Below are 26,976 nucleotides of genomic sequence, written 5' to 3' on the forward strand. Positions count from 1 at the left end.
ATTTCAAATGGTTGGGAAAACTAGTATAGTCATGTTGTGATGGCGGTCATGGTCGACGAATTCTCCCATAACGTAGAGCAGAGAGTAAGGGCTGCCCGTATGCGGGCAGTGGGAGGCTCCGTTGACGGATACGGCCCGGAGCAGATCTGCTTCTCCGATAGAGCGCAGCAGGGCGCACAGCTAAAAACGGAATGGGGGAAAATGGATGTCCTTGTAAACAATGCCGGCATCGGGCAAAAAAGGCGCTTGCGGCCAAGTGCGCGGCTCCTCTCACGGCCGACGCATCGCCAAGCTCCGCGAACAGGACGCGCAGGCGGCTGCGGTGGTAAGGGAGCGCGCGGCTCTCCAGCTCGCGGGCAAGCGGGCCTTCGAGCCAGCGTTTCGCCCGGCTCAGCCGGTTCCCGATGAGCACCGCTTCCGGATTGAAGACATTGGCGATGGTCGCGATTCCGACTCCAAGCATAGCCCCGGTGCGCTCCAGGACGTCGATGATCGCCTTGTCGCCTGCATTGGCTTTTTCCAGAATCTCATCCAGCGTGCGGCATCCTAGAGGAAGGGCGTTGTCCAGCAGCGCTTGCTCCGAGGCGTACAGCTCCCAGCAGCCCCGGTTGCCGCAGCGGCAAGGCGGGCCGGCATAATCGACGGAGAGATGCCCGAGCTCGCCGGAGTGTCCGGTGAAGCCGCGGTACAGCTTGCCGTCCAGCACGAGGCCCGTCCCGATGCCGATGCCCGCGCTGACGTAGACGAGATGACGGATGCCCGAGCCCGCTCCGAATACCTGCTCCCCGAGGGCGCCGAAGTTGGCTTCGTTGTCGACCCGCACCGGCACGCCGAAGCGGGCTTCCGTCAGCCGGGCCACTTCGGTAGGCTCCCAGTCCATATTCGGGGCGAACAGCAGGGCTCCAGTCTCGTCCACGATGCCGGGAAGGCCGATCCCGATGCCTACGAGGCCGTAGGGGCTTGCTTCGGCGGCGGCTGCAAGCTCCTCGATGAGCGCGAACAGCAGCTTCATGATGGAAGCCGCCGACCGGGCTTCATGGGGACGCCTGATTTCCTTGAGGACAGCGCCTTCCAGATCGGTCAGCACGCCGAGGATGTAGTTCGCCCCGACGTCGACGCCGATCGTATGTCCGGCCCGCTTGTTGAACACAAGCATGACCGGCTTGCGGCCGCCGCTCGATTGTCCTTGTCCGGTTTCGAGGACGAGCTGCTGGTCCAGCAGATCCTGCACGAGGGAGGATACCGTCGCTTTGTTGAGGCCGGTCTTCTCGGATATTGCCGCTCTGGACAAGGGGGCATGCTTCAGCACGGCTTCGAGCGCAATGCCCGTATTGATGCGCCGGATCATCGCCGGATCTCCGGTGGCGGTAGTCGGTTTCATAGGTGCAGCTCTCCTTCTATATGGCGGCCTGCGGCCGGTTGCTGATCCAGACAAGTATATATCGGATGAGAGGGGAAACAAATCCTGCTGGATGGGATTCCGTTTCAGTATAACAAAAATAACTTAGTTTGTTTAGTAGACAAACTAAGTTGAACGATGGTAAATTAGATTCTGTAGAGCGTTTACATTTCCGTATTCGGGGAGGCAATCATTCATGGGATATTTTGATGGAATCGGCAGCATTCGCTACGAAGGCAGGGACACGGACAATCCGCTCGCTTTCCGGCATTACAACGCAAATGAGGTCGTGCTGGGCAAAACGATGGCCGAGCATCTGCGCTTCGCCGTCGCTTACTGGCATACGTACGTAGCCGACGGCTCCGATCCGTTCGGCTCCGGCACAGCGGTTCGCCCGTGGGACAAATTCTCCGGCCTGGACCGCGCCAAGGCGCGCGCGGAAGCGAACTTCGAGTTCATGGATAAGCTGGATCTGCCGTTCTTCTGCTTCCACGACCGGGATATCGCTCCGGAAGGCGACACGCTCCAGGAAACGAACAAAAACCTCGACGTCATCGTCGCCCTGCTGAAAGACGGCATGAAATCGAGCGGCCGCAAGCTTCTCTGGAACACCGCGAACATGTTCACCAACCCGCGCTTCACGCACGGCGCCGGAACGGCCCCGAACGCGCAGGTATACGCGTATGCGGGAGCTCAGCTGAAGAAAAGCCTGGAAATCGGCAAAGAGCTCGGAGCCGAGAACTACGTCTTCTGGGGCGGCCGCGAAGGGTACGAGACGCTCCTCAATACCGATGTGGAGCTGGAGCTCGACAACCTCGCCCGCCTGTACCAGATGGCGATCGCCTATGCCGATGAGATCGGCTTCGACGCCCAGTTCCTGATCGAGCCGAAGCCGAAGGAGCCTTCCAAGCATCAATACGACTTCGATGCCGCGACGACGCTCTCTTTCCTGCAGAAGTACGGCCTGAAGGACCGCTTCAAGCTGAACCTGGAGGCGAACCATGCGACTCTGGCCGGCCATACGTTCGAGCATGAGGTCCGCGTCGCGGCGATCAACGGCGCGCTCGGCTCGCTGGACGCCAACCAGGGCGACCTGCTGCTCGGCTGGGATACCGACGAATTCCCGACCGACCTGTACAGCACGACGCTGACGATGTACGAGGTGCTCAAGGCAGGCGGCCTCGGACGCGGCGGCGTCAACTTCGATGCCAAGGTCCGCCGCGGCTCCTTCGAGCTGGACGATCTGTTCCTCGGCCATATCGCCGGCATGGACAGCTTCGCATGGGGGCTGAAGGCAGCCGCCAAGCTGATCGAGGACAAGGTTCTCGACAAAGTCGTGGAGGATCGTTACGCCAGCTTCGGAGAAGGCATCGGCGCCGAGATCGTATCGGGCCGGGCGACGCTGGCCTCGCTGGAGCAGTATGCGCTCCAGAACAATCCGATCGTCAACGCCTCCGGACGTCTGGAAGCGATCAAAGCGAAGCTGAACGAAGTGATTTTCCGTGTCTGAGTACGTCATCGGCATCGATCTGGGAACCAGCAGCGTCAAGGCGCTGCTGGTCGACCGGGAAGGGAATGTAGCGGCGGAGGCTTCCCGCGAATACCCGCTGCATAGCCCGAAGGCCGGCTGGAGCGAGCAGGATCCGGAGCAGTGGGTCGAGGGGACGCTGGCCGTGCTGCGCGAGCTCGGAGCTTCCGATGCCTTGAGGGACGGAGTTGTCGAAGGCATCAGCTTCTCCGGGCAGATGCACGGCCTTGTGCTGCTGGACAAGGACAATCGCCCGCTGCGGCCGGCCATTTTGTGGAACGATACGCGCACGACGGCGCAGTGCCGGGAAATTGAGGCCAAGCTCGGCGGCAAGCTGCTGGACATTGCCCGCAATCCCGCTTTGGAAGGTTTCACGCTGCCCAAGCTTTTGTGGGTGCGCGAGCAGGAGCCGGAAATATTCGGGCAGGCGGCGCTGTTCCTGCTGCCTAAGGACTACGTCCGCTACCGGTTGTGCGGAACGCTCCACATGGATTACTCCGACGCCGCCGGAACTCTGCTGCTGAACGTGCCGGAGCGAGCATGGAGCGCGGAGATTCTGGAAGCCTTCGGGCTGGAAGCATCGCTGTGCCCGCCGCTTGCAGAGTCTTCCGAGCAGACGGGAGCCCTGCTGCCGAAGCTGGCCGAGGAGGCAGGGCTGCGAGGGTCGCTGGCCGTATTCGCCGGCGGCGCGGACAATGCCTGCGGCGCCATCGGCGCAGGCATCCTGCAGGAAGGGGAGGCCTTGTGCAGCATCGGCACCTCCGGCGTCATGCTGTCCTACGAATCGGATCGCGGACGCGATTACGGCGGCAAGGTCCACTTCTTCAACCATGGCGAGAAGGACGCCTATTACTCCATGGGCGTAACGCTTGCCGCCGGTTATTCCATGAGCTGGTTCCGCCGGCTGATGGGCGGCTTGCCTTACGAGGAGCTGCTTGAAGGCGCGGATCAGGTGCCGGCAGGCGCCGGCGGACTGCTGTTCGCGCCTTACCTGGCGGGCGAGCGGACTCCGCATGCGGACGCAGCCATCCGAGCCAGCTTCATCGGGCTGGACGGCTCGCATGGCCGCTCCCATATGGCGAGGGCCGTCATGGAGGGAATCACCTTCTCCTTGAACGAGACTCTTCATATGTACCGGGAGGCGGGGAAAGAGATGAGCGCCGTCATCTCCATCGGAGGAGGCGCCCGCAATCCTCTGTGGCTGCAGATCCAGGCGGATATCTTTCGGGTGCCGGTAACGGCGCTGGCCAATGAGCAGGGACCCGGCATGGGGGCTGCGATGCTGGCCGCCGCCGGCTGCGGCTGGTACGGCGATCTGCGGGAATGCGCCGCGGCTTTCGTACGCCGAGGCCGGACATACGAGCCGAATGCCGCTGCAGCCGATGTTTATGAGCAGCTGTTCCCGGTATACCAGCAGGTGTACGGAGCGACCCGGTCATTGAGCGAGGCGCTCATGCCGTTCAGAAGCTGAGCGAATCTATCGCCGCCGCACTGGAAGAGACGATCTTCCGGGACGGCGGCTTTTTGCAGCGGACCCGGATCGGCAGGGAACAACAGGCTGAACGGTACGATTGGACCGGCCATGCGGAGAGATATCGCGGCCAGCATTCATATTTTTATCGCCAATTGGTTATCGTAATGCTGCCCGGCAACAACCCAAAAGGAGACCCGATCCCGATGACCGAACGCCATGACCATTCCCTGCTCTTCCGCTTCACGGATTCAGCCTCTGCTTCCGTCGCCGTATCGACGCTTCGCGAGCTCGGCTACGATGCCGTCGCTGCGGATAACGCGGAAATCCGCCTGTCTCTCCACGGCAACGACCTGACGTCCGCCCTTGAGATCGCCTTCGCCCATGGAGGCGAGCTGGACGTTCCGGAAGACACGATTACGATTCCGGCGCATATGGTCAATGAAGATCTGGTCGCTTGGGAGGAGGGCTTCTCCCTGAATTCCTCCCTGCCCGGCGACAGCGCCGATTCCGGCCTGCGCAACCGAGACGAAGCGGCGGAAGGCGAGGAAGCCTTTCCTGAACAGGACGACGCGCTGAGCTATTTTTCGGGGGATGTCCACATCTGAGCCGATGAACGATCACCTGAACTAAAACATCCCGTCAGGCACAGCCAAAAAGGCCGTCACCGCTCTCCGCCCGGAAATGCGGCGGAGAGCGGAACGGCCTTTTTTGGCGATTCAATCCAATCAGCGCTGCCGCAGCACCGCTTCCGCAGCGCTGCGGCCGGCATGGTACCCGGTCGTGAAGGCGGCGGTAATGTTGTACCCTCCGGTGAAGCCATGGATGTCGAGCACTTCTCCGCAAAAGTAAAGGCCTTGCTGCAGCTTGGATTCCATGGTGGCAGGGCTGATTTCCTTCACATGGACTCCCCCGCCGGTAACGAAGGCTTCCTCGATCGAGAGCGTGCCGTCCACCATGACGGGCAGTTGCTTGAGCAGCCTCGCGAACTCCAGCCATGCCGCTCTGTTCAGATTGTCGTAGGTCGTCATGGGATTGATGTCCGCTCGGGCAAGGGCATATTCCGCCATCCGGTCCTGCATGACGGCGGGCAGCACGTTTTTGACCGCCTTCTTCGGCTCGCTTGCCGCAAGTCCGAGCAGCTCGGCGTAAAGGGCGTCGGCCGACCGGTCCGGATACAGATCCAGAGTGAGTCTGACCGGCTGCCCGGACGTTTTTTTCCTTTCCTTGACGACGTACTGGCTGCAGCGGAGGGCCGCAGGACCCGACAGGCCGAAATGAGTGAAGATCATGTCGCCCTCCTGCTCGGTCAGCCGCTTGCCCTTGGCGCTCCACACCGTCATGACGATTCCGCGGAGCGAGAGGCCTTGCAGCTCACGGCTGCGGATGAACGGCTCGGATGAGGTGAGGGGAACTTCGGTCGGATACAGCTCCGTCACGGTATGCCCGGCGTCCTCCGCCCATGGATACGCGTCTCCCGTCGATCCCGTATGGGGGACGGATTTGCCCCCTGCGGCGACGATTACGGCTCTCGACCGGATCGTCCGGCCATCCGTCAGCTTGATGCCTTTGACCTTGCCGTCCTTGAACAGCAGTCCGGCGACCTTCTCGTTCATGCGGACGGTGACTCCGCCTTCGCTTACATGGCGGATCAAGGCGTCAACGACCGATTTGGCTTTGTCGGAGACAGGAAACATCCGGCCTCTGTCCTCTTCCTTCAGTCGGATGCCGAGTCCCTCGAACAGGGCTGCGATTTCCCGGCTCCCGAAGCTGGAGAGAGCGCTGTGCAGGAATTTCCCGTTGCCGGGAATATAGCGGATCAGCTCTTCCGGCTCCTTGTTGTTCGTGACGTTGCACCGGCCTCCGCCGGATATGCCGAGCTTGCGTCCGAGCTTGCTTCCCTTGTCGAGCAGCAGCGTGCCGGCTCCCGCGTGTCCGGCAGCCGCCGCGGCCATCAGGCCGGAAGGACCGCCTCCGATGACGATGACTTCGTAAAATTCATGGCTGGACATAGCTTGATGAAAGCTCCTTCTTCTCTGCCGCATGCGGACAGGGTAATCAATAATCTGTTCGCAGATTCTTACTGATTCTAACAGATTCCCGCATCAGTTGGAAAACGGCCATGGACATGACGCAATTCATTTGAAAAAATCCATTTTATCCCAAATAAATGAAGAAGATGCTTCAAATCGACGGCATGAGCCAGAATCTTACAAACGTCGATTGTCAAATATCGCCACCTGTGCTTTAATCGGAGTTATCGAAGGTGCGGAAGGGGGAAACTCGTGCTCTGATGTGGGACAAACTAATTTTGCAAGCATTCGTTTCCTTGCTGCCGATATTTGTGTACCAGCTGTGGATGTACCGGATCAATCACGAACGGAAGTCTGCCGCTTACTTTTGCGCAGCCTACGGCTTGTCCCTTGCCGGATGTTTTGCCCTGTCCATCCGCACCGAATACGGATTTGACCTCGACTTGCGCTTGCTCCCTCTGTTTCTGGGATCCCTGTATGGCGGCTATCCGGCCGTCGCGGTACTGAGCGTGATTTATGGCGGCTTGCAAATCCCCATTCTGGACAGTCCGTACGAAACAATCAGCTTCATTCTTTTCATCGGCTTGTTCATCCCGATCATTCTCCTGACGGTCCGCCCGTTCCAGCGGGCGCGGATGAAGGACAAGCTGCGCATCACCTTCATATTGTTGGCGCTGGCGTTTCTTTATTATGCCGGCACATACATAGGGTATTTGAGGGCATACGAGCCGGACGGGCTGAAAGGCGGGCTTGCGACTCTCGCCGGAATCGCCTGCATATACGGAATCGTGACGGCGCTGACGCTGTATACGATCAGCAGCGTCGTGGAGCATCATCAGCTGCAGATCCAGCTCAGGCGGATGTCCTCCAATTACATGAACGAAGTCCATAAGCTCCAGCAATTCGTCGATCAGATGTCCATGGGAACCGTCATCGTAGATCGTGACGGCAGGCTTTCGCATCTCAATGATGCGGCAATACGTTTCAGCGGGCAAGCGACGAAGGGCAGGGACAAGCTGGAGTTTGCGGGAATCGGCTATGAATCCTTTTTCCGCGATCACGACAGCTGCCGCAGCCTCTTTGATTCGGCTCTGAACGGGACTCCGGTTCCCTCCCAGATCCATCAGGAGAGCGACCGCGTCTATCTGCTGACAGCCTTCCCCATCCTGGACCTGCAGGCGGGAGACGCTGCGGGCGCAGCGATGATGATCCAGGACATCTCCGAGCTCGACCAGCTGCGCAACGAGCTCAGCAAAATGGAGCGGCTCAGCCTCGTCGGACAGATGGCCGCGAGCATCACGCATGAAATCCGCAATCCGATGGCTGTCATACGCGGATTCGTCCAGCTGATGCGCGAGCGCAGCCCCGACAGCCAGCAGGAATATTTCCGGATCATCATCGAGGAGCTTGACCGGGCCAACTCCATCATCAACGACTTCCTCTCGCTTGCCCAGAACCGGGTCATCGCCAAGGAGGTCGGTTCCCTGCACCACGTCATCAACGAGATTCTTCCTCTCTTGTGGGCGGACGCCAATCTGAGGGGACAGTCCATCGAGCTGGATTTTGCCGAGACGATTCCGCTTCTGGAGCTCAATGACAAGGAAATCAAGCAGCTGATCCTGAATCTGGCCCGCAACGGCATGGAGGCGATGGGCGAGAAAGGGGTTCTGACGCTGAGCACCCGGCAAAGCGGCGGAAGCATCGAGCTTAGGGTCGAGGATACGGGCGAAGGCATTCCGGAGGACAAGAGAGAGCGGCTGTTCGAGCCGTTCTATACGACCAAGGCCCGCGGCACCGGACTCGGTCTCCCGCTATGCCTCAGCATCGCGGAGCGCCACAACGGCAGGATCGAGGTCCACTCCGTACCGGGTCAAGGCACTTCCTTCATCATAACCTTCGAAGTTCCCGATTCCATCCACAGCGGCGGCGCTACGGCATAACGCGGCATCGATTGATGCATCATAAGCCGAAGCGGCCGGCCTGAGGCGGGCTGCCCATCATGAGACGGGAGCTGAGAATGCCATGAGCAAGAACGAGAACGAATCCAAGGAAAAGCTGCAGCAGGAGAGCGCCGCAGCCAAGAACCGCTCCAGCAAGTCCCCGGAATCGCCCGGTTACGACAAAAAGCTGGACGGACCCAACCGTCCTTCCATTTAACTCCATGACGGGCAAGGACCGGCCGGAGCTCGATCCTTACGAGCTGGAGTTCCGCCCCGAATTCAAGAGAGGCCGCGGGCCCCGCGAGCCGTTCGTCAATGAGCACGGAGTCGTGATCGGGGATCACGACTATGTGTCGGCAGCGTCTCCTCTCGAGCAGTGGTCGGAGGAGACGGACCCGTCCGTAATGGCGGGGGACGAATGGGTGCATCCGTTCAAGGACATCGGCTTCCTGACGGAGGAGAACCGGGACTATTTCGAGCAGGGCATCGAGCCGCGTCCGGGCAGCTTCGGACATCCGGAGCACAACGTTGGGAGCGGCATCGACGAGGATGCAGGCAAGGAACAATAACGCCGGCGTCCGGGATTGCCGGCCGCTCCGGAGCTGTGAGCATGGAGGCAGCCGGAGCGGCCTTTTCCTATTGGCAAGTGGTACATGCAGGCCTTGCAGCGGGTTTTCCCAATCGGCGCAGGATGCGCTATAATAGCGGAGAAGGTCATTATTCTCCGAGAGGTGGTAAACAAAGATGTCAATGTCTTTTGAAAGATACATGTTCGATATGGTTCAACCGATGCGCGACGAGCTGACCCGTCTGGGAATCCAGGAGCTGCGCACGCCCGAGGAAGTGGAGGAGAAGCTTCCGGATGCCAAGGGCACTACGCTTGTCGTCATCAACTCCGTCTGCGGCTGCGCAGCCGGACAATGCCGTCCGGGCGTTGCCGACGCGCTGAACCATGACATCACGCCGGATCACCTGTACACGGTTTTCGCCGGGCAGGACAAGGAAGCGACAGCCAAGGCTCGCGAATACTTCGCGCCGTACCCGCCGTCTTCCCCTTCCATCGCCCTGCTCAAGGATGGCGAGCTTGTGCATTTCATCGAACGGCATCAGATCGAGAACCGCTCCGCCGCTGAAATTTCTGCGGATCTCGCCAGCGCGTTCGACCGTTTCTGCCGCTAATCCATTTCCCTTAAGCCAGGAGGAATTCCCGTGAGTCTTCAGCAGGAAATCATTGCCAAGCTGGGCGTCAAGCCAAGCATCGATCCGGAACAGGAAATCCGCCGCAGGGTGGATTTCCTGAAGGATTACGTGAAAAAAGCGGGCGCTTCGGGACTGCTCATCGCCATCAGCGGCGGCATCGACAGCGCTGTCGCAGCGGGACTGTGCAAAAGAGCGACCGACGAGCTGTCGCAGGAATCCGGCCGGGAGTACATCACTCTCGGCGTGTTCCAGCCTTACGGCGAGCAAGTCGACATTTCGCACAGCTACGAGGTCGCGGATGCCTTCCAGCTCACTCACCGCATGGAGACCAACATCCAGGAAGCTGTCGACGAGATTGCGCTTGAAGTGGAGCACGGGCTCAAATCCATCGGCATGTCCCGTCACGTGAACCGCGGCGTCAAAGGCAACATCAAGGCGCGCACGCGCATGGTGGCCCAGTACGCGCTGGCGGGAGAGCTGAACCTGCTCGTCGTCGGCACGGACCATGCTTCCGAAGCTATTACCGGCTTCTATACCAAGTGGGGCGACGGAGCGGTCGACATCACGCCGCTCAGCACGCTGAACAAGCATCAGGTCCGCCAACTGGCGGCCGTGCTCGGCGTTCCGGCCAGCGTCCAGGAGAAGGCGCCTACGGCAGGCTTGTGGGAAGGCCAGACGGACGAAGACGAGCTCGGCATCAAATACGACGACAACAGCGCCTACCTCGAAGGACGGGAAGTGGCTCCCGAAGTCCGCGAGCTGCTGGAGAAGCAGTATTTGAAGACCGAGCATAAGCGGACGACGATTCCGGGAATCTAAGGACAAGCCCTGCCTTTATGATCATCGGTATCGGCCACGACCTATGCGATGTCGACCGGATCGAGGCTCTTCTGGGCGGATCGTCCGGACGGCGCTTCGAGGAGCGGATTCTCGCTCCGGCCGAGCGGGAGCAGGCGGCGGAGCTCGCGGGACGCAGGCGCTCCGAGTTCGTCGCCGGCCGCTTCGCCGCCAAGGAAGCCGTCTCCAAGGCGCTTGGCTGCGGCATCGGCAGCATCTGCGGCTTTCGCGACATCTCCGTGCTGCGTTCCGCCACGGGCAGGCCCGTCTGCGGGCTGTCGCCGCATACGCTGCAGGCGCTCGGCCTCGATGGGCAGCCCCTGCTGCATGTGAGCATCACCCATGAGCGAGGTCTTGCCTCCGCTTTTGCGGTATTGGAGAGCGTCTAACCTCTCCTCCTCAGCGTTTCAGATTGAAAAAAAGCCTGCCGCCCCGTTTGGGCGGCAGGCTTTTTTCTCTTGTCATTTCTTGTCTTTCAGCCATCGGGTCAAGCTGTCGATCTGCTCCGGAGTGAGCTTGTCCTTGAAGGGAGGCATCAGGCTCCCGCCGCTGCCGATCTGCTCCGCGATCCGCTCCGGCGCAAGGCGGCTTCCCGCATCATGAATATCCGTGTCGGGGCCCATCCTGCCCTTGAGATCCGCTCCGTGGCAGGAAAGGCAATGCGACTTGTACAGCGTGACGGTTTCTTTCGGTCCCTGCAGGGCGGAGCCCGTGCCGCCGCTTCCGGAGGACCCGCATCCGGACAACAGGAGCACAAGTGCGGCGGCAAAGGCAGCCAGGCCGATCAGGCGCATGCGCATTCCTCCTTATCGGTTCCATTATAGCGTCTCGGAGGACGGCCAGCCATCGCTGTCAGACGTTTCCTTTCCTAGAATGATTCCACTCCAAGGAAGATTTCCGTATAATTAGAAATGGAACAGCTTCATGGACCTGACGGCCCAACACGAGTTCCGGGAGCATCAGCAATGGATAAACCAATGAATCTAATCCTTCAGACCCGGCTTCGGCAAATGCAGGTCATCTATGCCATGGCTGCACGAAGCGAATGGAAGCCGGGGAGCGTCATAGAAAATTCGAGCCTGGGGCATCACTGCCTCGCGCTGCCGATTACAGGCTCCGTGAGCTTGAATGCGTCCGATGGGTGCTTACAGGCCGGTCCCGGACACATGTACTGCATCCCTCCGGGAAGCAAGCATACTTATACCGTCGACAAAGGCGTTCCATTCCGCTGCTATTGGGTGAGATTCGAGCTGGATGCCGGCAGCACGGAGTTTTTCAAGTCCTTGCAGCTTCCCTTGTCGGCAGCCGTGGACGAGCCTGATCAGCTCGAAGCGCGATACCGGCGCCTGATCTCCTTGTCCGGGAACATCACGGACGAGCTGAGGGCGAGAGCCATCATTATGGAGCTCATCGCCGTTTACCTGCAAAGAGGGCTGGAAGGGCATTCAAGCGCCGCGGTCGCATCCGAGCTGAGCCTATTTTCCGAAATTCTCGAATATATCGAACAGCATCCGGCCGAGAATCTGTCGGTCGACGACCTTGCCAGGCAGATGTATTTGCATCCGAACTATTTCATTTCCTTGTTCCGCAGCTTCACCGGCTTCACGCCGATTCAATACGTGAACCAGCGCAAGATGGAGCATGCCCGCAAGCTGCTGGAAGAAAGCACGCTGCCGGTGCGGGACATCGCCAGCGAGGTCGGCTTGACGGGCCCTTATTTCTCGCGGATGTTCAAACAGCTGATTGGAACTTCACCGCGCCGCTACAGGCAGCTGATGGAGGAAACCCGGTTGCTGAAGATGGAAAACCCGGATGGAAACAACCAAACGGGTTGTTCCATCAAGATGGAAAACCCGGGAGAGGACAACCACACGGGTTGTTCCATCAAGATGGAAAACCCGGATGGAAACAACCAAACGGGTTGTTCCATCAAGATGGAAAACCCGGTAGAGGACAACCAAACGGGTTCTTCCATCAAGATGGAAAACCCGGATGGAAACAAGCACACGGGATCTTCCATCAAGATGGAAAACCCGGATGGAAACAGCCAAACGGGTTGTTCCATCAAGAAAGAAAACCCGAAAAGCGGACCCGTATCGGGCTGCTTCCCTTCCCTCAATGAAGAGTTCGGATGGCTGGAGGACGCGGTCGGATACGGGAGGACGGCAGCCGCCTATTCCATTTTTGACCGAAAAAGCGGAAACAGCTTCAAATAAGGCTAGAGATCAAATCCGCCAGCCATCTGCCCCGCCGTTATCTGGTCACGGCGCAGATCACGATGAGCGACCGCGACTACGAGCTTCCGTACGCGCTCCGGCAGCAGGACGGCAGCCTCATCGTCTCCGCCTCCGAGGGATCGCCGATCCGGGAAGCTTACCCGGAGCTCTCCTACCGCATCAACGCACAGGGCACCGAAATGGTCCTCAAGGATGAGCGGAGGCTCATGCCCGGCCTCGCTCCGAGCGCTGCCCCTCTGCTCGTGCTGGAGACGTCCCCTTCGGCAGCCTGGAGCCTCCGCATCGGAGGCCGGCTGGACGGCTGGAGAGGCTCCGAGCCGGACCCTGCCGAGCCTATGGTCTTCGAATCCGAAAAAAACGGCTACCGCGCCGGCATGGCGAAGCTTATGAACCACTTCCGGCTGGAGCATCCGCAGGACGTCGCCTCCGTGCGGCGCCTCGACATGCTGGCCTGGTGGTACACGCACAACATGCGGGTTCATTTCGCCGTTCCGCACGGGCTGGAGCAATATGGAGGCGCCGCCTGGGGAACGCGGGACGTCTGCCAGGGACCGGCGGAATACTTCCTGGCGGTGCAGCATTACGAGGCCGTGAAGGATATTATCCGAACCGTCTACGCCCATCAGTACGAGGCAAGCGGAGGCTGGCCGCAATGGTTCATGTTCGACCGCTATTACCGCGTCCAGCAGGAGGAAAGCCACGGCGACATCATCGTCTGGCCGCTGAAGCTGCTCGGCGACTATATGGCCGCGACCGGAGACCTCTCTATTTTGGATACCGAGCTTCCCTATACCGATGAGGACACGTTCGAGCCTACGAGGCAAAAGCATTCCCTGTACGATCACGTCCTCAAGCAGATGGACTACATCCGCTCCCGCTTCCTGCACGGCACGTCCCTCTCCTCCTACGGAGACGGCGACTGGGACGATACGCTGCAGCCGGCGAGCGCGGAGCTGCGCGCCTATATGGTCAGCAGCTGGACCGTCGCGCTGACCTATCAGGCCGTCCGGCAGCTCGGGGGCTTGCTGGCCGCGGCTGACGGCGGAGCACGCTCCTCACAGCATGCCGCCTTCGGGGCGGAACTGCTGAAGCTGGCGGGGGGCATCCGCGAGGACTTCCACCGGTACATGAATCCGGACGAGGTTATCCCCGGATTCCTCTACATGGAGGACGCCAGGCATCCCGACAAGTGGCTGCACCCGACGGATGAGCGCACCGGCATCCAGTACCGCCTCCTGCCGATGACGCGCAGCATGATTGCCGGCCTGATCACCCCGGAGCAGGCGGAAGCGCATTACGCGCTGATCAAGCGGGAGCTGAGCTTCCCCGACGGCGTGCGCCTGATGAACCGGCCCGCCGCTTATGAGGGCGGGGTAAGCACCCGCTTCAAGCGGGCGGAGCAGGCGGCCAACTTCGGCCGCGAGATCGGCCTTCAGTACGTCCACGCCCATATCCGCTTCATCGAGGCGATGGCCAAGCTGGGCAAGCCTGACGAAGCCTGGCAGGCGCTGCAGGTCGTCAACCCGATCGGAATCGCCCATTCGGTTCCAAATGCGGAGCTTCGTCAGAGCAACGCCTACTTCAGCAGCTCGGACGGACGCTTCGCGACCCGGTACGAGGCCGCCGCACGCTTCGAGGAGCTGCGGCAGGGAACCGCCGCCGTCAAGGGCGGCTGGCGCATCTACTCCAGCGGCCCGGGAATCTATATGAACCAGCTCATCTCGAATGTGCTCGGCATCCGCGTGGCGGCAGACGTCCTGCAGCTGGATCCCGTTCTTCCTGCCGAGCTGGACGGCATGAGCTTCCGCTTTGCGGTCGCAGGCCGCTCCGTGCGAATTCTCTACTCTCTTTCCCGCAGCGGCGGAGAAATCCGGCGCGTCGCCGTCAATGGCGAGGAAGCGCCATTCGGCCGTATTGCAGGGTCCTACCGCAGCACCGGGGCGGAGCTGCCGCTTACGGAGCTGGAGCGGCTGTGGCTGTCCGACGCCGAGGCCGTGAACGAGATTGTCATCGAAGCCTGAGGCGTGCCGATAGTGAACGCTTACGAATAGGAAAGTTGTGGTATAGTTGAAAAAAAAACCTTCTCCAGGAGGAATCTCGGTGGTCAGCATCAAGGATATCGCCAAGCAGGCCGGAGTGTCGATTTCGACGGTCTCTTATGCGCTGAACGGCAGTCCGAAGGTCACATCCGAAACCAGCGCCAAGATTCTGGCCATCGCCAAGGAGCTGAACTATATTCCCAATGCGGCGGCCCGCCAGCTCAAGAAGCAGGAATCCCGGATCATCGGGGCGTTCCTGACCGACTTCACGGGCGCATTCTACGGCGATCTGCTGCAAGGAATGAAGGAAGTGCTCAACCGCAAGGGCTATGACCTGATCGTCTGCAGCGGCATGCAGTCGCATCGCCTGCTGCCGGAGCGGATGATCGACGGAGCCATCATTCTCGACTCCACCTTCTCGGACGAGGAGCTGCTCGATTATGCCGACCGCGGGCACAAGCTGGTCGTGCTCGACCGGGAGCTCAATCATCCCGCCGTGAACCAGGTGCTGCTCGACAACAAGGCCGGCGCGAATCTCGCCATGGACTATCTCATCGGCACGGGGCACCGCAAGCTGTACGTCGTGTCGGGGCCGGCCGACACCTTCGACTCGCGCCAGAGGATGATCGCCGTCCGGCAGACGCTCGACCGCCATCCGGAGCTGGAAGCCGTCATCATCGAAGGCGACTTCAACAAAGGCTCCGGCGAGGAAGCCGGACGCATCATTCTGGAGCGGAACGAAGGCCCGGCGGGCGTGTTCTGCCTCAACGACGAAATGGCCATCGGCCTGTACAACTACGCTGCCAGCAAGGGCGTCCGGATCGGCGAGGAAATCTCGCTCGTCGGCTTCGACAACATCGACCTGACCCAGTATCTCGAGCCGCGCCTCGCCACCATCGACTACTCCAAGTACCGCTGGGGAGCGATGGCTTCGGAGCAGCTGCTCCGAATCATAGGCGGCGAAGAAGTCGAGCATGAGCGGATCTACGTTTCTCTGATCGAGGCCGATTCCGTGCAGCGCCGTTCGGCCGACTGACCGGCATGGCGGCGCTCGGCGCTCGGCATGACGGCGCTCGGCATGACGGCGCTCGGTGCGCGGCGCACAGGTCGCCGTTCTGATTGACATCGGTAGAATCGCCGGTTTCCTTACCGCGGTTGCCGGGCGGCAAGCGCGCTCGGCTCCGTTCAGGAGAAAAACAGCAAAGGGCAGCATCCCGTTCGGCTCCGGCCGGAGGGATGCTGCCCTTTTTTTCACTGCCAAATGTTAATTTAAGGATACGGAACCGGAATATTGCTCATCCTACCTGTACCAATCCATATAGGAAATCAGGTGACGGGATGACGAATCAGACGCTTGCAGGGACCTCCGGTGCGCTCAGCTCCGCCCTGAATATCAACGCCGGAATCATCCATGCCGCATTCGGCAGCAGCCCCGACCTGATCCATCGGGACTTCCAGGCCAGCCTAAGCAACGGCACTTCCGTTGAAGGCGCCGTCTGGTACATCGAGGGGATGTCCAATTCCACCTTCATGATGCAGTCGCTGTTCTCGCGCGGCGGCAGCCATTCCGACTGCTCGACCGTAGAGGAATGGATCCTTTATTACAAAACCCGGGTCATCACGGAAGGCTCCGTCAAAATGCTCCATACGTTCGACGAGCTGTACGACAAGCTCCTGGACGGCCACAGCATCCTCATGCTGGAGGGCTCCTCCTCCGCCCTGTCGGTTGCGACGAAGGAAGTGAAGGCCCGCTCCGTCGAGGAGCCGAACGTTCAGTCCGTCGTACGCGGCCCGCGCGAGGGCTTCACGGAGGTGCTCGGCTGGAATACGGCGATGCTGAGGCGGAAAATCGCCAATCCGACCCTGTGGTTCGAATCGACGACGCTCGGCACCGTCACCAAGACGACGGTGGCTGTCGCTTACGTGAAAGACCTTGTCGCTCCCGCCGTTCTGGACCAGGTCAGGGAAAGGCTTGCTCAGATCGACATCGACGGCGTTCTGGAAAGCAACTACATCGAGGAATACATCCAGGATAAAACCTTCACTCCGTTCCCTACCGTCTTCAATACGGAGAGGCCCGATGTGGTCGCCGCCGCGCTGCTGGAAGGCCGGGTGGCGATCATGGTGGACGGCACCCCCTTCGTGCTGCTCGTCCCGGCTCTCTTCACCCAGTTTTTTCAGTCCAGCGAGGATTACTATCAGCGGGCGGATTTCAGCACGCTGATCCGCCTGCTCCGGTTCGCGGCTTTTTTCCTGGCGACGCTGACTCCATCGTTCTACATCGCGATCTCGACGTTCCATCAGGAAATGCTGCCGACGACGCTGCTGTACAACCTGGCCAGCCAAAGGGAAGGGGTGCCCTTCCCGGCGTTCATCGAAGCGCTCATCATGGAAGTGACCTTCGAGATTCTGCGGGAAGCGAGCGTGCGCATGCCCAAGACGATCGGACAGTCGATCTCCATCGTCGGCACGCTCGTCGTCGGCCAGGCCGCCGTCGATGCCGGACTTGTCAGCGCGGCGATGGTCATCGTCGTGTCGATCACCGCGATCGCCAACTTTGTCCTGCCCGCCTTCAACATGGGCATCGCCGCCCGCATCATCCGCTTCGGGCTGATGCTGCTGGCCGCATCGTTCGGACTGTACGGCGTCTTCCTCGGCATTATCGCCATCGTGCTGCATCTATGCAGCCTCCGCTCCTTCGGAGTGCCCTACATGTCCCCGATGGCTCCTTTCATCATGGGCGATCAAAAGGACACGCTGTTCCGGATTGCGATTCCGCGGATGAAAAACAGGCCCCGCAGCCTCCACCCGAAAAAGCTGAGGAGGCAGAAATGATGCGGAAGCCGCGTATCTCCAGGCTTGCGCCTGCCTTGCTCTGCCTGCTGCTTCTCCTGCCTCTCGCCGGCTGCTGGAGCCGCCATGAGCTCAACGATATCAGCATCGTCGTCGGCATGGGCATCGACAAGAAGAACGGCCGCTACCAGGTATCGGCCCAAATCGTGAATCCGGGGCAGGTGACCCAGAAAAAAAAACGGCGGCGGAAGCTTCAGCCCCGTCGTCACCTATCAGGCCAGCGGGCTCACCATTCCGGACGCTCTGGCGCGGATGACGGTCAAGGCGGCGAGAGATCTGTACCTTTCCCATCTGCGGATTCTCATCCTCGGGGAGGAAATCGCCCGCGGCGGCATCAGCAAGCCGCTCGACTTCATTTCCCGCAACCGGGAGCTGCGGACCGACTTCTTTCTCATCGTGGCCAAAAACGCCTCGGCGTCGGAAATTCTGGACATGTACAGCCCGATCGATCCGATTCCATCGAACAGCTTGTTTACGAAGCTGGAAACGTCCGACAATACCTGGTCGGCTACGGGAAAGGTCACGCTGGACCGGTTGATCCAGGATTTGTCCAAGGAAGGCAAAGGTCCGGCCCTGACGACGATCGAGCTCATCGGCAAGCCTCAAGCCGGAGAAAAAATTTCGAGCGCTCAGAATATAAATCCGGCTGTCGTGCTGAAATACGACGGCATGGCCGCCTTCAAATACGATCGGATGGCCGGATGGATGGACGAGAACGATGCCCGCGTGCTCAACTTCATCCAGAATTCCACGTACATGACCACTCTGACCGCCCCTTGCCCGGGAAGCAAAGGACTCGTCTCCTATCAGGTGCTGCGCTCCAAAGCGAAGATCCGCTCCCTTGCCCCGGACGAGTTCGAGGTCGTGCTGCACACGCAGCAGGACATCGCGGACATCGGCTGTAGGCTGGACATAACCGACCCTTCCACGTTGTCCGCGCTGACCAAAGCGGCCGACGAGAAGCTGGAGGCCATGATGAATAAAACGATCCGCAAGCTGCAGAAGCAGCTGAAGGTCGACGTGTTCGGCTTCGGGGACGCTCTACACCGGCAAAATCCGAAGGAATGGCACAAAATCAAGGACTGGAATCGGGAGTTCGAGACGGCGAAGGTGAAAGTAAAGTCCGTCAGCACGATCCGCCGGATCGGCACGACGATCAAGTCCATGGAGGACGAAATCAAGAAATAGGAGGATGGAGAAATGTGGCTGTGGATTGGAGTTGCAGGAGCGTGGCTGCTGACGGGGCTGCTGGATCTTCCCGACCTGTGGAAAAAAGGGAAGAAGAAGGAAGCCGCAGGAGTTGCGGCCGTATTGGCCGCGGCTACGGCGGGCAGCCTGGCATGCATTCTCATGCCCGTCCCGCCCAATCCGCTGGCCGGAATCGCAGCGGTCATATCCGGCTATTCCAAAGCCTTTTACTCCCTGTTCACCTGAGAGGAATGAGACGATGCCGCAAGAGCAAACGATATCCGTACGCGCGTTCACCATTCTGACCGTCTTTTTCATGATCGGAACTTCCATTCTGATCGCCCCCGCCGGCCTGGCGCTGGACGCGAAGCAGGACGCATGGCTGGCATCCATGATCGGCGTCGGCATCAATCTGGCGACGGTCGCGCTCTATGCGGCGCTGGGGAGGCTGCGCAAGGACGAATCGCTGGTCCAGATGTGCCGGAGCGCGCTCGGCAAATGGACGGGCGCCCTGCTCGGCTTGGCGTTTGCGGCTTTCTTCTACCTGCTCGCCTCCCTCATGGTAGGGGACCTGGGATACTTCATGACGACGCAGAACTTGCCGGAAACGCCGATCGAGATTTTGCAGCTGCTGTTCGTCGGCATCGTCGTGTACGCCGTCCGCCTCGGAAAAAGCGCCTATTCCCGCGCGGCCGAAATCTTTTTCCCGTGGCTGATGCTCTTGTTCGCCCTCTTGTTTCTATCTACCATTCCCAAAATGGATTTCCATAATTTCGAGCCCGTCCTGGAGTACGGACTGATGCCCTCCATCAAAGGCGGGGTTTCCTTGTATGGACTGCAGGAGATGGTCGTGCTGACGATGCTCTACCCCCACATCCGGAAATCGGGCAGCAAGACAAAAGCGTATCTGGGCGGAGCTCTCGTAGGAGGCGCCGTCCTGGTTCTGACGACTGTAAGCAGCATCGGCGTGCTCGGTTATGCGGTGACGTCCAACCAGCTCTTTCCCGCCTACACCTTGGCCAAGAACATCAGCATCGGCCATTTCCTGGAGCGGATCGAGGCGGTCATGATTCTGATCTGGGTCTTGTCCATCCTGATCAAGATTGTCCTGACATTCGATGCGGCCGTCATGGGCTTCGCCCAGGTGTTCGGCATCAAGCAGCAGGCCTCCTTCGTCATCCCTCTCGGGCTGGGGATGGTCGTCCTCGCCCAGATGTCCTATCCCAACACCGTGTTCATCCAGGATTTTCTCGCCAAAAACTGGAGTCCCTTCGCCTCGATCTTCCTGATCTATCTGCCTCTGCTGCTCTATGGCGTCCTATGGGCCCGCTCCAAAATCGAAGCTGCGGGGAGCGGCTGAATGAACAGGGGCTCCCGGCTGCCGCGATAGGCTCCCGGAAGGGGAAATCTTTGGCGACTCCACAGCGCCTCCCGGTCGAGGCCAGAACCCCGCCGGGAGGCAGCAACACCGAATGGCGATCCTTCTTTGCTGCCCGACCCGTTTCGGCGAGACATGCTTGTCCGTGCGGCTTCAGTCCTCCAGGCGGCTGACATCGACATGCACGTCCAGCTCCTGCGCGCCGCTGCCGATATACACGCCCTTGAAGGGAACGATGTCCCGGTAATCGAGGCCATGTCCCAGCTTGACGTAACGCTCCCCGATCGGAGAGGCGTTGGTCGGGTCGAAGCCGCGCCATCCCGCCGACGGAACATAAGCTTCGACCCATGCATGCGAAGCCTGCTCGAAGTCGGCGTTGCCGCCTCTCAGATCCCCGACGAAATGATAGCCGCTCACATAACGGGCCGGTATGCCTTTGAGCCTGCAGCAGGCCAGCATCAGATGGGCGAAATCCTGGCAGACGCCGCGCCGGAACTCCAGCAGGTCGGCAGCCTTCGTATATACGTTGGTCGCCTCGGGATCATAGATGAATTCCGCCTGGATGTCGGCGGACAATCTCTCCAGCCAGCCCAGCACTCCGATATCCTGCGGACCGCGGGCATCGGTGAAGGCCGAGATGGCCGGGGACAGCTCGGTGTATCCCGTCGGCAGCAGGTACTCCGCGAACCGGTCCAGCGCTTCGTCTCCTTGCAGCCAAGCCCATTCCTTCTCCGACGGCATGGCGGCCGCCGCTCCGGCCGCGGGCGGCTCCTTCGTCGTCACGACCGTGGCCGTCCTCACCGTCAGCATCGTATGGGGCGCGTTGACGGTGAAGGCATGCACTTTATTGCCGAAATAGTCCTCATAGGCGAACATCGGCGCGTTGGGCTCGACCGAAATGCTGTGCTGATGGCAGGACTGGCGCTCGTCGGTAGCCGGCGTAAGCCTGATTTCATTGACACTGTCCGTAACCGGATCGGCATAGCGGTAGCGGGTAATGTGGGAAATATGAAGCTTCACGCGCTGGCCTCCCCGATCCGAAAAAACGCCGATTCCATGGCGGAGCCCAGCTGCCTGCATTGTTCGAGCAGATGGGCCGGAATCCGCCCTTCGCCGTCGAGCAGCAGATCCTCCCGCTCCAGGCAGGCCAGATCGGCCTTCGCCCGGCCCGAGCTTCGAGCGATCCGCCCATGCAAAATCCGAAGCTGCTTGTCCTGAAGCTCCAGGCTGCACAGATGCTCATCCATCTTATGCAGGGCGTAATGGACGGAGCGGGGAAAGGCCGGGTTGAGCATGACGAACTCCACGATGCTCTCCACGCCGAACCCGTCCGCATGGTAGCGGCGGAAGGCGTCGTAGCCGCTGATGGAACGCAGCACCGCCTGCAGGTATGGATAGCTTCCGGGCCGTTCCAGCCTCCGCCGGGCACCCAGCCCCGCACAGCCTGCAGGATGCGCAGCGTATTTTCCATCCGCTCCAGATGGCGTCCGCATTCCATGAATCGCCACTCGTTCTCGCGCGGCATGACGGAATGGCTGTACCCTTGGAACAGGCTCGCCCAATCCTTCATCCGGCGGAAAAAGAGATGCGGCGCCTCCTCTCTCCAGCCCGCCTCCTGCCGCTCCCGCAGCCACAAGTACATGCCGTTCACGGTGTCCCACAGCTCGCCCGGCATCTTCTCCCGCAGCGTCCGCAGGTTGGCCCTGGCGCTGCTGACGCAGCTCAGGATGGAATTGGAGTTGTCCCGGTCCATCGTGACGTATTGAAGCACATTTTCCTCCCGGTAAGCCGCGTAACGCTCCTCATAAGCTTCCCGGCTGCCGATGGAGCTGACGACGAGCGCCCACTTGCCGGCCGATTCGACCTCCGCCCTCAGCTCATCCCCGCCCTTGTTCTCCGGACTGCCCTGGAGATGATACAGGACATCGACGAGACGGGCGTGATTTTCCGTGCGCTCCATATAACGTCCGATCCAGAACAGCGCCTCCGCATTGCGGTTCAGCATGCCGCATCATCCTTTCCGAACTCTATTGTTTCCGGATTGCCGCTCATGGCTTCCGGAGCACCCAAGTATCCTTGACCCCTCCGCCTTGGGAGGAGTTGACGACGAGCGAGCCTTCCTGCAGCGCCACCCGGGTCAAGCCGCCGGGCACGACATGGGTCTCTCCCGAGCCGCTGCTGAGCACGAAGCCCCGCAGGTCGATGTGGCGGGGCGCCATCCCCTGGGCGCTCATGACGGGAGCGGTCGACAGCTTCATCGTCCGCTGGGCGATGTACCGCTCCGGATGGCGGCGGATGGAATCCCGGAAGACGTCCAGCTCCGCCGGGGAAGCCTGCGGCCCGATCAGCATCCCGTATCCGCCGGAGAGCGAGGTCTCCTTCACGACCAGCTCTTCGAGATGCTCGAGCACATAGTCCCTCTCCTCCTTTCGCGAAAGGATATAGGTCGGCACATTGCCCAGAATCGGCTCCTGCCCCATATAATAGCGGATCATCTCCGGGACATAGGCGTACACGGCCTTGTCGTCGGCCACGCCTGTTCCGGGAGCGTTGGCGATGGCGACATTGCCGGCCCGATAGGCGTTCATCAGTCCAGGCACACCCAGCATGGAGTCCGGCTGAAAGGCGAGCGGATCAAGGAACTCATCGTCGATGCGCCGGTAGATGACATCCACCTGGCGGAGGCCCCGCAGATCCCTGAGATAGATTTTCTGGTCCTTGCAGACGAGGTCGCGCCCTTCCACGAGATGGATCCCGAGCTGCTGAGCGAGGAAGGTATGCTCGTAATAGGCGGAGTTGTAGGAGCCCGGGGTGAGGAGGACGATGAGCGGATCCTTTCGCCCCGAAGGCGCCAGCGATCTCAGGCTGCGCAGGAACATATTGAGGCTGCGGTCGGTGTCCGCCGCCGAGCTGGACAGGTACAGCTCGTGGAACAGCTCGTTCATCAGGGTCCTGCCTTTGAACATATAGGAAAATCCGGAAGGGCTGCGCAGATTGTCCTCCAGCACGTAATAACCTTGTTCGTCGCGGATGAGGTCGATGCCCGAGGCGGTCACGTAGACGCCGCCGGGAACATGCAGGCCGGCCATCTCGGGACGGAAGTAGCGGTTGCCGACGATCATGCGCCTCGGGATGAGTCCGTCCCGGATGATGCGCTGCCCATGATAGATATCCTGGAGGAACAGATTGAGAGCCTTGACCCGCTGCTGCAGTCCCAGCTCCAGATGATGCCATTCGTCCGGCGGGATGATGCGCGGGATGCAGTCGAACGGAATCGTCCGTTCCAGCGGATCGGCAGTTCCCGGCGCATAGAGGGTGAACGTGATGCCTTCATGGAGCATCCGGTCTCCGACCGCTTGGCGGCGGCGCTCCTGCTCCGGCTGGTTCATGGCGGAGAAATGGCGGTGCACATGCTCGTAGTGGGGCCGGACAACGCCCCGCTCATCGTACATTTCATCATAGAAAGAACGGGATTCGTAAGCAGCCGCGCGATGCGGCTCTGCCTTGGACATGGGCGTAGACCTCCCTCCGGTACGGGCTTCAGCGGGGACGGGATGCCGGCCGTAACGGTCGAATGAAGATATGGCTGGAGTTTTTTACCCCGATCATACAAGATCCTGCCAATAGATGTCAATATAACTAACATATCTTAACCAAGCGCGTTTGCGCTCGAATCATGGAAGTTTATGCGGGGAGACCGTCTTCAAGACCAATGAGCGGGGCAAAGGGGCTAGCCGCGGCCGGCGGCGGCTTCCTCTTCAGGTCCAATGCGCATCATGAGGATAAAAGCCGTCTCCGGAACCGCCCCTGCTCCCGCATGGAGCTGGCTCCGCACGAAAAAAAGCCGTCTCCGGGTCCGCTGGACCTGGAAACGGCTCTTGCATGCGCAGCTTCAAGCCCGCAGGCTGCCTGCATAACGCAGCAGCTCGTTGGCGCTGCCCGGGCTGCTTCAGCGATTGAGCAGGCTGCCGACATGACGCAGCGCTCGTTGGCGCTGCCGGGCTGCTTCAGCGGTTGAGCAGGCTGCCGACATAACGCAGCAGCTCGTTGGCGCTCGCCGGCGTGTAGCCATGCTCGTCGACGAGCCGCTTGGTCACCTCGTTCATCCGCTTGAGCTGATTCTCATCCGGCGTCTTCGTGGATGTCGTGATTTTCACGATATCCTTGAGATCGGCGAACAGCTTCTTCTCCACCGCTTCGCGCAGCCGCTCGTGGCTCGTATAGTCGAATTTGCGCGCCTTGCGGGAGTAGGAGGAGATGCGGATCAGAATTTCTTCGCGGAAAGCCTTTTTCGCATTTTCGGATACGCCGATCTGCTCCTCGATGGAGCGCATCAGCCGCTCATCGGGGTCCATCGCCTCTCCCGTGAGGGGATCCTTGATTTTGGACCAGTTGCAGTAGGCCTCGATGTTGTCGAGATAATTTTCAAACAGCGTGCGGGCCGACTCCTCGAAGGAATAGACGAACGCCTTTTGCACCTCGTTTTTGGCCAGGCCGTCGTATTCCTTGCGCGCTACCGAGATGAAGTTTAAGTAACGCTCGCGCTCATCCTTGGTGATGGAAGGATGCTGGTCGAGCCCGTCCTTGAGCGCCCGCAGCACGTCGAGCGCGTTGATATGGTCCATTTCACCCTTGATGAGGGCGCTGGAGATGCGGTTGATGACATAACGGGGGTCGATGCCCGACATGCCTTCCTCCAGAAATTCATTCTGCATTTCCTTGAGATCGGCGTCCTTGTACCCTTCGACCTCCTCCCCGTCGTACATCCGCATTTTCTTCACGAGATCCATGCCCTGCTTCTTGGATTCCTTGAGCCGGGTCAGGATGGAGAAGATGGCCGCTGTACGGAGCGCGTGAGGGGCGATATGGACATGGCGCAGATCGCTCTGGGCGATCAGCTTGGCGTAGATCTTCTCCTCATCCGACACCTTGAGGTTGTACGGAATCGGCATGACGATCATGCGCGACTGCAGCGCCTCGTTTTTTTTTGTTGGATATGAAAGCCTTGTACTCGGATTCGTTCGTATGGGCGACGATCAATTCATCCGCGCTGATCAAGGCGAACCTGCCTGCCTTGAACTGGCCCTCCTGCGTCAGCGACAGCAGGTTCCAGAGAAACTTTTCATCGCATTTGAGCATCTCCTGAAACTCCATCAGGCCGCGGTTCGCCTTGTTCAGCTCGCCGTCGAAGCGGTAGGCCCGCGGATCCGATTCCGAGCCGTATTCGGTGATCGTCGAAAAGTCGATGCTGCCCGTCAGATCCGCGATATCCTGCGACTTGGGGTCCGAAGGGCTGAACGTGCCGATGCCGACCCGGTTGTCTTCGGACAGGAACACCCTCTCGACGAGCACGTTTTCGATGTCGTCCTCGAACTCCGTCTTCAGCCGGAGCTGGCAGGAAGGGCACAGATTGCCTTCGATCCGGACGCCGATCTCCTTCTCGAGCTCGGGACGCAGGTCGTGGGGAATGAGATGCAGCGGATCCTCGTGCATCGGGCAGCCCTTGATCGCGAATACCGCTCCCTGCTCGGTGCGCGAAAACTTCTCCAGCCCTTTTTTCAGCATCGTGACGATGGTCGACTTGCCGCCGCTGACCGGTCCCATCAGCAGCAGAATCCGCTTGCGCACATCCAGCCTTCTCGCGGCGGAGTGGAAATACTCCTCCATCAGCTTTTCAACGGCGCGGTCCAGGCCGAAGATTTCCTGCTGGAAGAACTTATAGGTTTTCTGGCCGTTTTTCTCCTCGATGCCATGCGACTTGATCATCTCATACACCCGCGAATGCGCCGTCATCGCCGGTGACGGATCGCTCCTGAGCAGGTCGATGTACTCTTTGAATGTGCCTGACCAGGCCAGGCGGTCGCTCTCCGACTTGTACTCCGCAATCCGTTTGAAAATATCCATGCTGCGCCTCCTCCCATCGCTTCCGCTAAAGCTTCCCTTGAGTCCCTCTTCGCCCAGGCTTCTCTCTGCTTCCGCTTCCGAATAGCAGCTATTCGAAGTATTAAAGCCTATGCGGACCCCTCTCATAACTTGACCGAAAATTTCGCCGCTTTAAAGGAATTGCCATTGCTCCGCGCATCTCCTATAATGAACGGACGATGGGAACAGGCGTGCGCCGGCGGCTTTTGGCATGGCGCAGCAGCGGGCGGCGCCCTTGTTCCGGAACAGCTCGGAAAGGAGGCGTGTACGATGGCGGTTCGGGAAGAAGCGGAGCTCTATGGCCCCGTCAAGGCTTACTATGAAAAACTCGGCTACGAGGTCAAAGGCGAGGTGCTTCACTGCGACCTCGTCGCAATCCGCCCGGACGGCGGCGAGACGCTGATCGTGGAGCTCAAGAAGACGTTCACGCTGGCGCTGCTGCTGCAGGGCCTGCAGCGGATGCGGATCGCCGACGGCGTCGTGCTCGCGGTCGAGCGCAACCGCTCGAAGCGCGGCGCGGTGAACCAGCGCTTCGGAGAGCTGGCCGAGCTGTGCCGCATGCTCGGCATGGGGCTGCTCACCGTCACCTTCTACAAGACGAAGGCTCCGGTGCTGGAAATGCTCTGCGAGCCTGGCGACGCTCCCATGCGCGGGCGCAGGCCATCGCGGGAGAAGCGGCTGCTGCAGGAATTCCGGGAGCGCAGCGGCGACTACAACGTCGGCGGCAGCGGGCGCGCGTCCGGGCGCGTCATGATGACCGCCTACCGGGAGAAGGCGCTGCGCCTGGCATGGGGCCTCAAGGCCGGCGGCCCGCTGTCTCCGGCCCGGCTGCGCGACCGTTCGTCGGCCGCTTTCACGACATGAACGACGCAGACAGCTGGAAGACCAACGTCTGGCAGCCGGACTACACGTTCACGCAGCAGAACAATATCGCCTACCAGCCGTCATCTG

22 protein-coding genes and 3 pseudogenes are annotated in these 26,976 nt (G+C 60.4%); 17 read left to right on the plus strand and 8 right to left on the minus strand.

What is annotated here, in order from left to right; genetic code table 11:
* Positions 1-46 precede the first annotated feature (46 nt).
* Entirely contained in the window at positions 47-1,381 is a 1,335-nt protein-coding gene (locus BN871_RS29200) for an ROK family protein (protein ID WP_083436502.1), read from the minus strand.
* A gap of 214 nt (positions 1,382-1,595) precedes the next feature.
* On the opposite strand from BN871_RS29200, the gene xylA reads away from it, so the two are divergent.
* From xylA to BN871_RS16710, 3 genes are all read left to right on the plus strand, one after another.
* Positions 1,596-2,909 (plus strand): xylose isomerase, encoded by a 1,314-nt coding sequence (xylA, locus tag BN871_RS16700; protein ID WP_048747491.1) that lies wholly within the window; start codon positions 1,596-1,598, stop codon positions 2,907-2,909.
* Positions 2,902-4,398 carry a xylulokinase gene (gene xylB / locus BN871_RS16705; protein WP_021878799.1) on the plus strand — a complete coding sequence of 499 codons (1,497 nt, stop codon included), beginning with the start codon at positions 2,902-2,904 and terminating at the stop codon, positions 4,396-4,398. Before xylA ends, xylB begins: the two co-directional genes overlap by 8 nt.
* A gap of 206 nt (positions 4,399-4,604) precedes the next feature.
* Positions 4,605-5,006, plus strand: coding sequence for a hypothetical protein (locus tag BN871_RS16710; protein WP_048747493.1), 402 nt, complete (start codon positions 4,605-4,607; stop codon positions 5,004-5,006).
* Positions 5,007-5,126: 120 nt separating this feature from the next.
* Here BN871_RS16710 and BN871_RS16715 read toward each other — a convergent pair whose 3' ends face one another.
* Positions 5,127-6,410: an NAD(P)/FAD-dependent oxidoreductase gene (locus BN871_RS16715; RefSeq protein WP_048747495.1), complete on the minus strand. Its 1,284-nt coding sequence runs from the start codon at positions 6,408-6,410 to the stop codon at positions 5,127-5,129.
* A 281-nt stretch (positions 6,411-6,691) separates the two neighbouring features.
* Between BN871_RS16715 and BN871_RS16720 the strand changes: the two genes are divergently transcribed.
* The 6 genes from BN871_RS16720 to acpS all read left to right on the plus strand — a co-directional run bounded on the left by BN871_RS16720 (position 6,692) and on the right by acpS (position 10,797).
* Positions 6,692-8,371 carry a nitrogen regulation protein NR(II) gene (locus tag BN871_RS16720; protein ID WP_069202511.1) on the plus strand — a complete coding sequence of 560 codons (1,680 nt, stop codon included), beginning with the start codon at positions 6,692-6,694 and terminating at the stop codon, positions 8,369-8,371.
* An 82-nt stretch (positions 8,372-8,453) separates the two neighbouring features.
* Positions 8,454-8,588 (plus strand): hypothetical protein, encoded by a 135-nt coding sequence (locus BN871_RS29705; protein ID WP_021878795.1) that lies wholly within the window; start codon positions 8,454-8,456, stop codon positions 8,586-8,588.
* Positions 8,589-8,592: 4 nt separating this feature from the next.
* On the plus strand, positions 8,593-8,940 hold the full coding sequence (locus tag BN871_RS16725) for a DUF3905 domain-containing protein (protein WP_021878794.1): 348 nt from the start codon (positions 8,593-8,595) through the stop codon (positions 8,938-8,940).
* 175 nt (positions 8,941-9,115) lie between these two features.
* Complete coding sequence (locus tag BN871_RS16730) at positions 9,116-9,550, plus strand: BrxA/BrxB family bacilliredoxin (protein ID WP_021878793.1); 435 nt, start codon at positions 9,116-9,118, stop codon at positions 9,548-9,550.
* Between the two features lie 30 nt (positions 9,551-9,580).
* A complete protein-coding gene (nadE, locus tag BN871_RS16735; protein ID WP_048747499.1) occupies positions 9,581-10,390 on the plus strand; it encodes an ammonia-dependent NAD(+) synthetase in 810 nt (269 codons plus the stop codon).
* Between the two features lie 17 nt (positions 10,391-10,407).
* A complete protein-coding gene (acpS, locus tag BN871_RS16740) occupies positions 10,408-10,797 on the plus strand; it encodes a holo-ACP synthase (RefSeq protein WP_021878791.1) in 390 nt (129 codons plus the stop codon).
* A gap of 72 nt (positions 10,798-10,869) precedes the next feature.
* Here the strand turns inward: acpS and BN871_RS16745 are convergent, their stop codons facing one another.
* Positions 10,870-11,202 carry a cytochrome c gene (locus BN871_RS16745; RefSeq protein ID WP_021878790.1) on the minus strand — a complete coding sequence of 111 codons (333 nt, stop codon included), beginning with the start codon at positions 11,200-11,202 and terminating at the stop codon, positions 10,870-10,872.
* A gap of 171 nt (positions 11,203-11,373) precedes the next feature.
* On the opposite strand from BN871_RS16745, the gene BN871_RS16750 reads away from it, so the two are divergent.
* The 7 genes and pseudogenes from BN871_RS16750 (at position 11,374) to BN871_RS16780 (ending at position 20,085) form a co-directional block, all read left to right on the plus strand.
* Positions 11,374-12,624 (plus strand): AraC family transcriptional regulator, encoded by a 1,251-nt coding sequence (locus BN871_RS16750; protein ID WP_198156204.1) that lies wholly within the window; start codon positions 11,374-11,376, stop codon positions 12,622-12,624.
* Positions 12,625-12,665: 41 nt separating this feature from the next.
* Entirely contained in the window at positions 12,666-14,666 is a 2,001-nt protein-coding gene (locus BN871_RS16755) for a GH36-type glycosyl hydrolase domain-containing protein (protein WP_332310226.1), read from the plus strand.
* Between the two features lie 79 nt (positions 14,667-14,745).
* Complete coding sequence (locus BN871_RS16760) at positions 14,746-15,720, plus strand: LacI family DNA-binding transcriptional regulator (RefSeq protein ID WP_048747504.1); 975 nt, start codon at positions 14,746-14,748, stop codon at positions 15,718-15,720.
* Between the two features lie 302 nt (positions 15,721-16,022).
* The gene (locus tag BN871_RS16765; protein WP_048747506.1) at positions 16,023-17,519 is read left to right on the plus strand and encodes a spore germination protein; all 1,497 of its coding nucleotides are present in this window, start codon (positions 16,023-16,025) and stop codon (positions 17,517-17,519) included.
* A gap of 210 nt (positions 17,520-17,729) precedes the next feature.
* Positions 17,730-18,725 (plus strand): annotated as a pseudogene (locus BN871_RS16770) (Ger(x)C family spore germination protein); the annotation flags it as partial.
* 12 nt (positions 18,726-18,737) lie between these two features.
* Positions 18,738-18,971 (plus strand): hypothetical protein, encoded by a 234-nt coding sequence (locus BN871_RS16775; RefSeq protein ID WP_048747510.1) that lies wholly within the window; start codon positions 18,738-18,740, stop codon positions 18,969-18,971.
* A gap of 13 nt (positions 18,972-18,984) precedes the next feature.
* Positions 18,985-20,085 carry an endospore germination permease gene (locus BN871_RS16780; protein ID WP_048747512.1) on the plus strand — a complete coding sequence of 367 codons (1,101 nt, stop codon included), beginning with the start codon at positions 18,985-18,987 and terminating at the stop codon, positions 20,083-20,085.
* Positions 20,086-20,256: 171 nt separating this feature from the next.
* On the opposite strand, the gene BN871_RS16785 is transcribed toward BN871_RS16780, so the two are convergent.
* The 5 genes and pseudogenes from BN871_RS16785 to BN871_RS16805 all read right to left on the minus strand — a co-directional run bounded on the left by BN871_RS16785 (position 20,257) and on the right by BN871_RS16805 (position 26,007).
* Entirely contained in the window at positions 20,257-21,123 is an 867-nt protein-coding gene (locus BN871_RS16785) for a transglutaminase family protein (protein WP_048747514.1), read from the minus strand.
* Positions 21,120-21,596: an alpha-E domain-containing protein gene (locus tag BN871_RS29710; RefSeq protein WP_269745436.1), complete on the minus strand. Its 477-nt coding sequence runs from the start codon at positions 21,594-21,596 to the stop codon at positions 21,120-21,122. The genes BN871_RS16785 and BN871_RS29710 overlap by 4 nt, the downstream gene beginning before the upstream one ends.
* Before the next feature lie 8 nt (positions 21,597-21,604).
* Positions 21,605-22,108: pseudogene (locus BN871_RS29715) on the minus strand (alpha-E domain-containing protein); the annotation flags it as partial.
* Positions 22,109-22,151: 43 nt separating this feature from the next.
* The gene (locus BN871_RS16795) at positions 22,152-23,615 is read right to left on the minus strand and encodes a circularly permuted type 2 ATP-grasp protein (RefSeq protein WP_048747517.1); all 1,464 of its coding nucleotides are present in this window, start codon (positions 23,613-23,615) and stop codon (positions 22,152-22,154) included.
* A gap of 495 nt (positions 23,616-24,110) precedes the next feature.
* Positions 24,111-26,007, minus strand: a pseudogene (locus tag BN871_RS16805) (PrkA family serine protein kinase).
* Between the two features lie 288 nt (positions 26,008-26,295).
* Here BN871_RS16805 and BN871_RS16810 point away from each other — a divergent pair.
* Positions 26,296-26,889, plus strand: coding sequence for a DUF2161 family putative PD-(D/E)XK-type phosphodiesterase (locus BN871_RS16810; RefSeq protein ID WP_053086999.1), 594 nt, complete (start codon positions 26,296-26,298; stop codon positions 26,887-26,889).
* The last annotated feature ends 87 nt before the right edge of the window (positions 26,890-26,976 follow it).

Source organism: Paenibacillus sp. P22 (assembly GCF_000469945.2).
GTDB classification, from domain to species: Bacteria; Bacillota; Bacilli; order Paenibacillales; family Paenibacillaceae; genus Paenibacillus_O; species Paenibacillus_O humicus.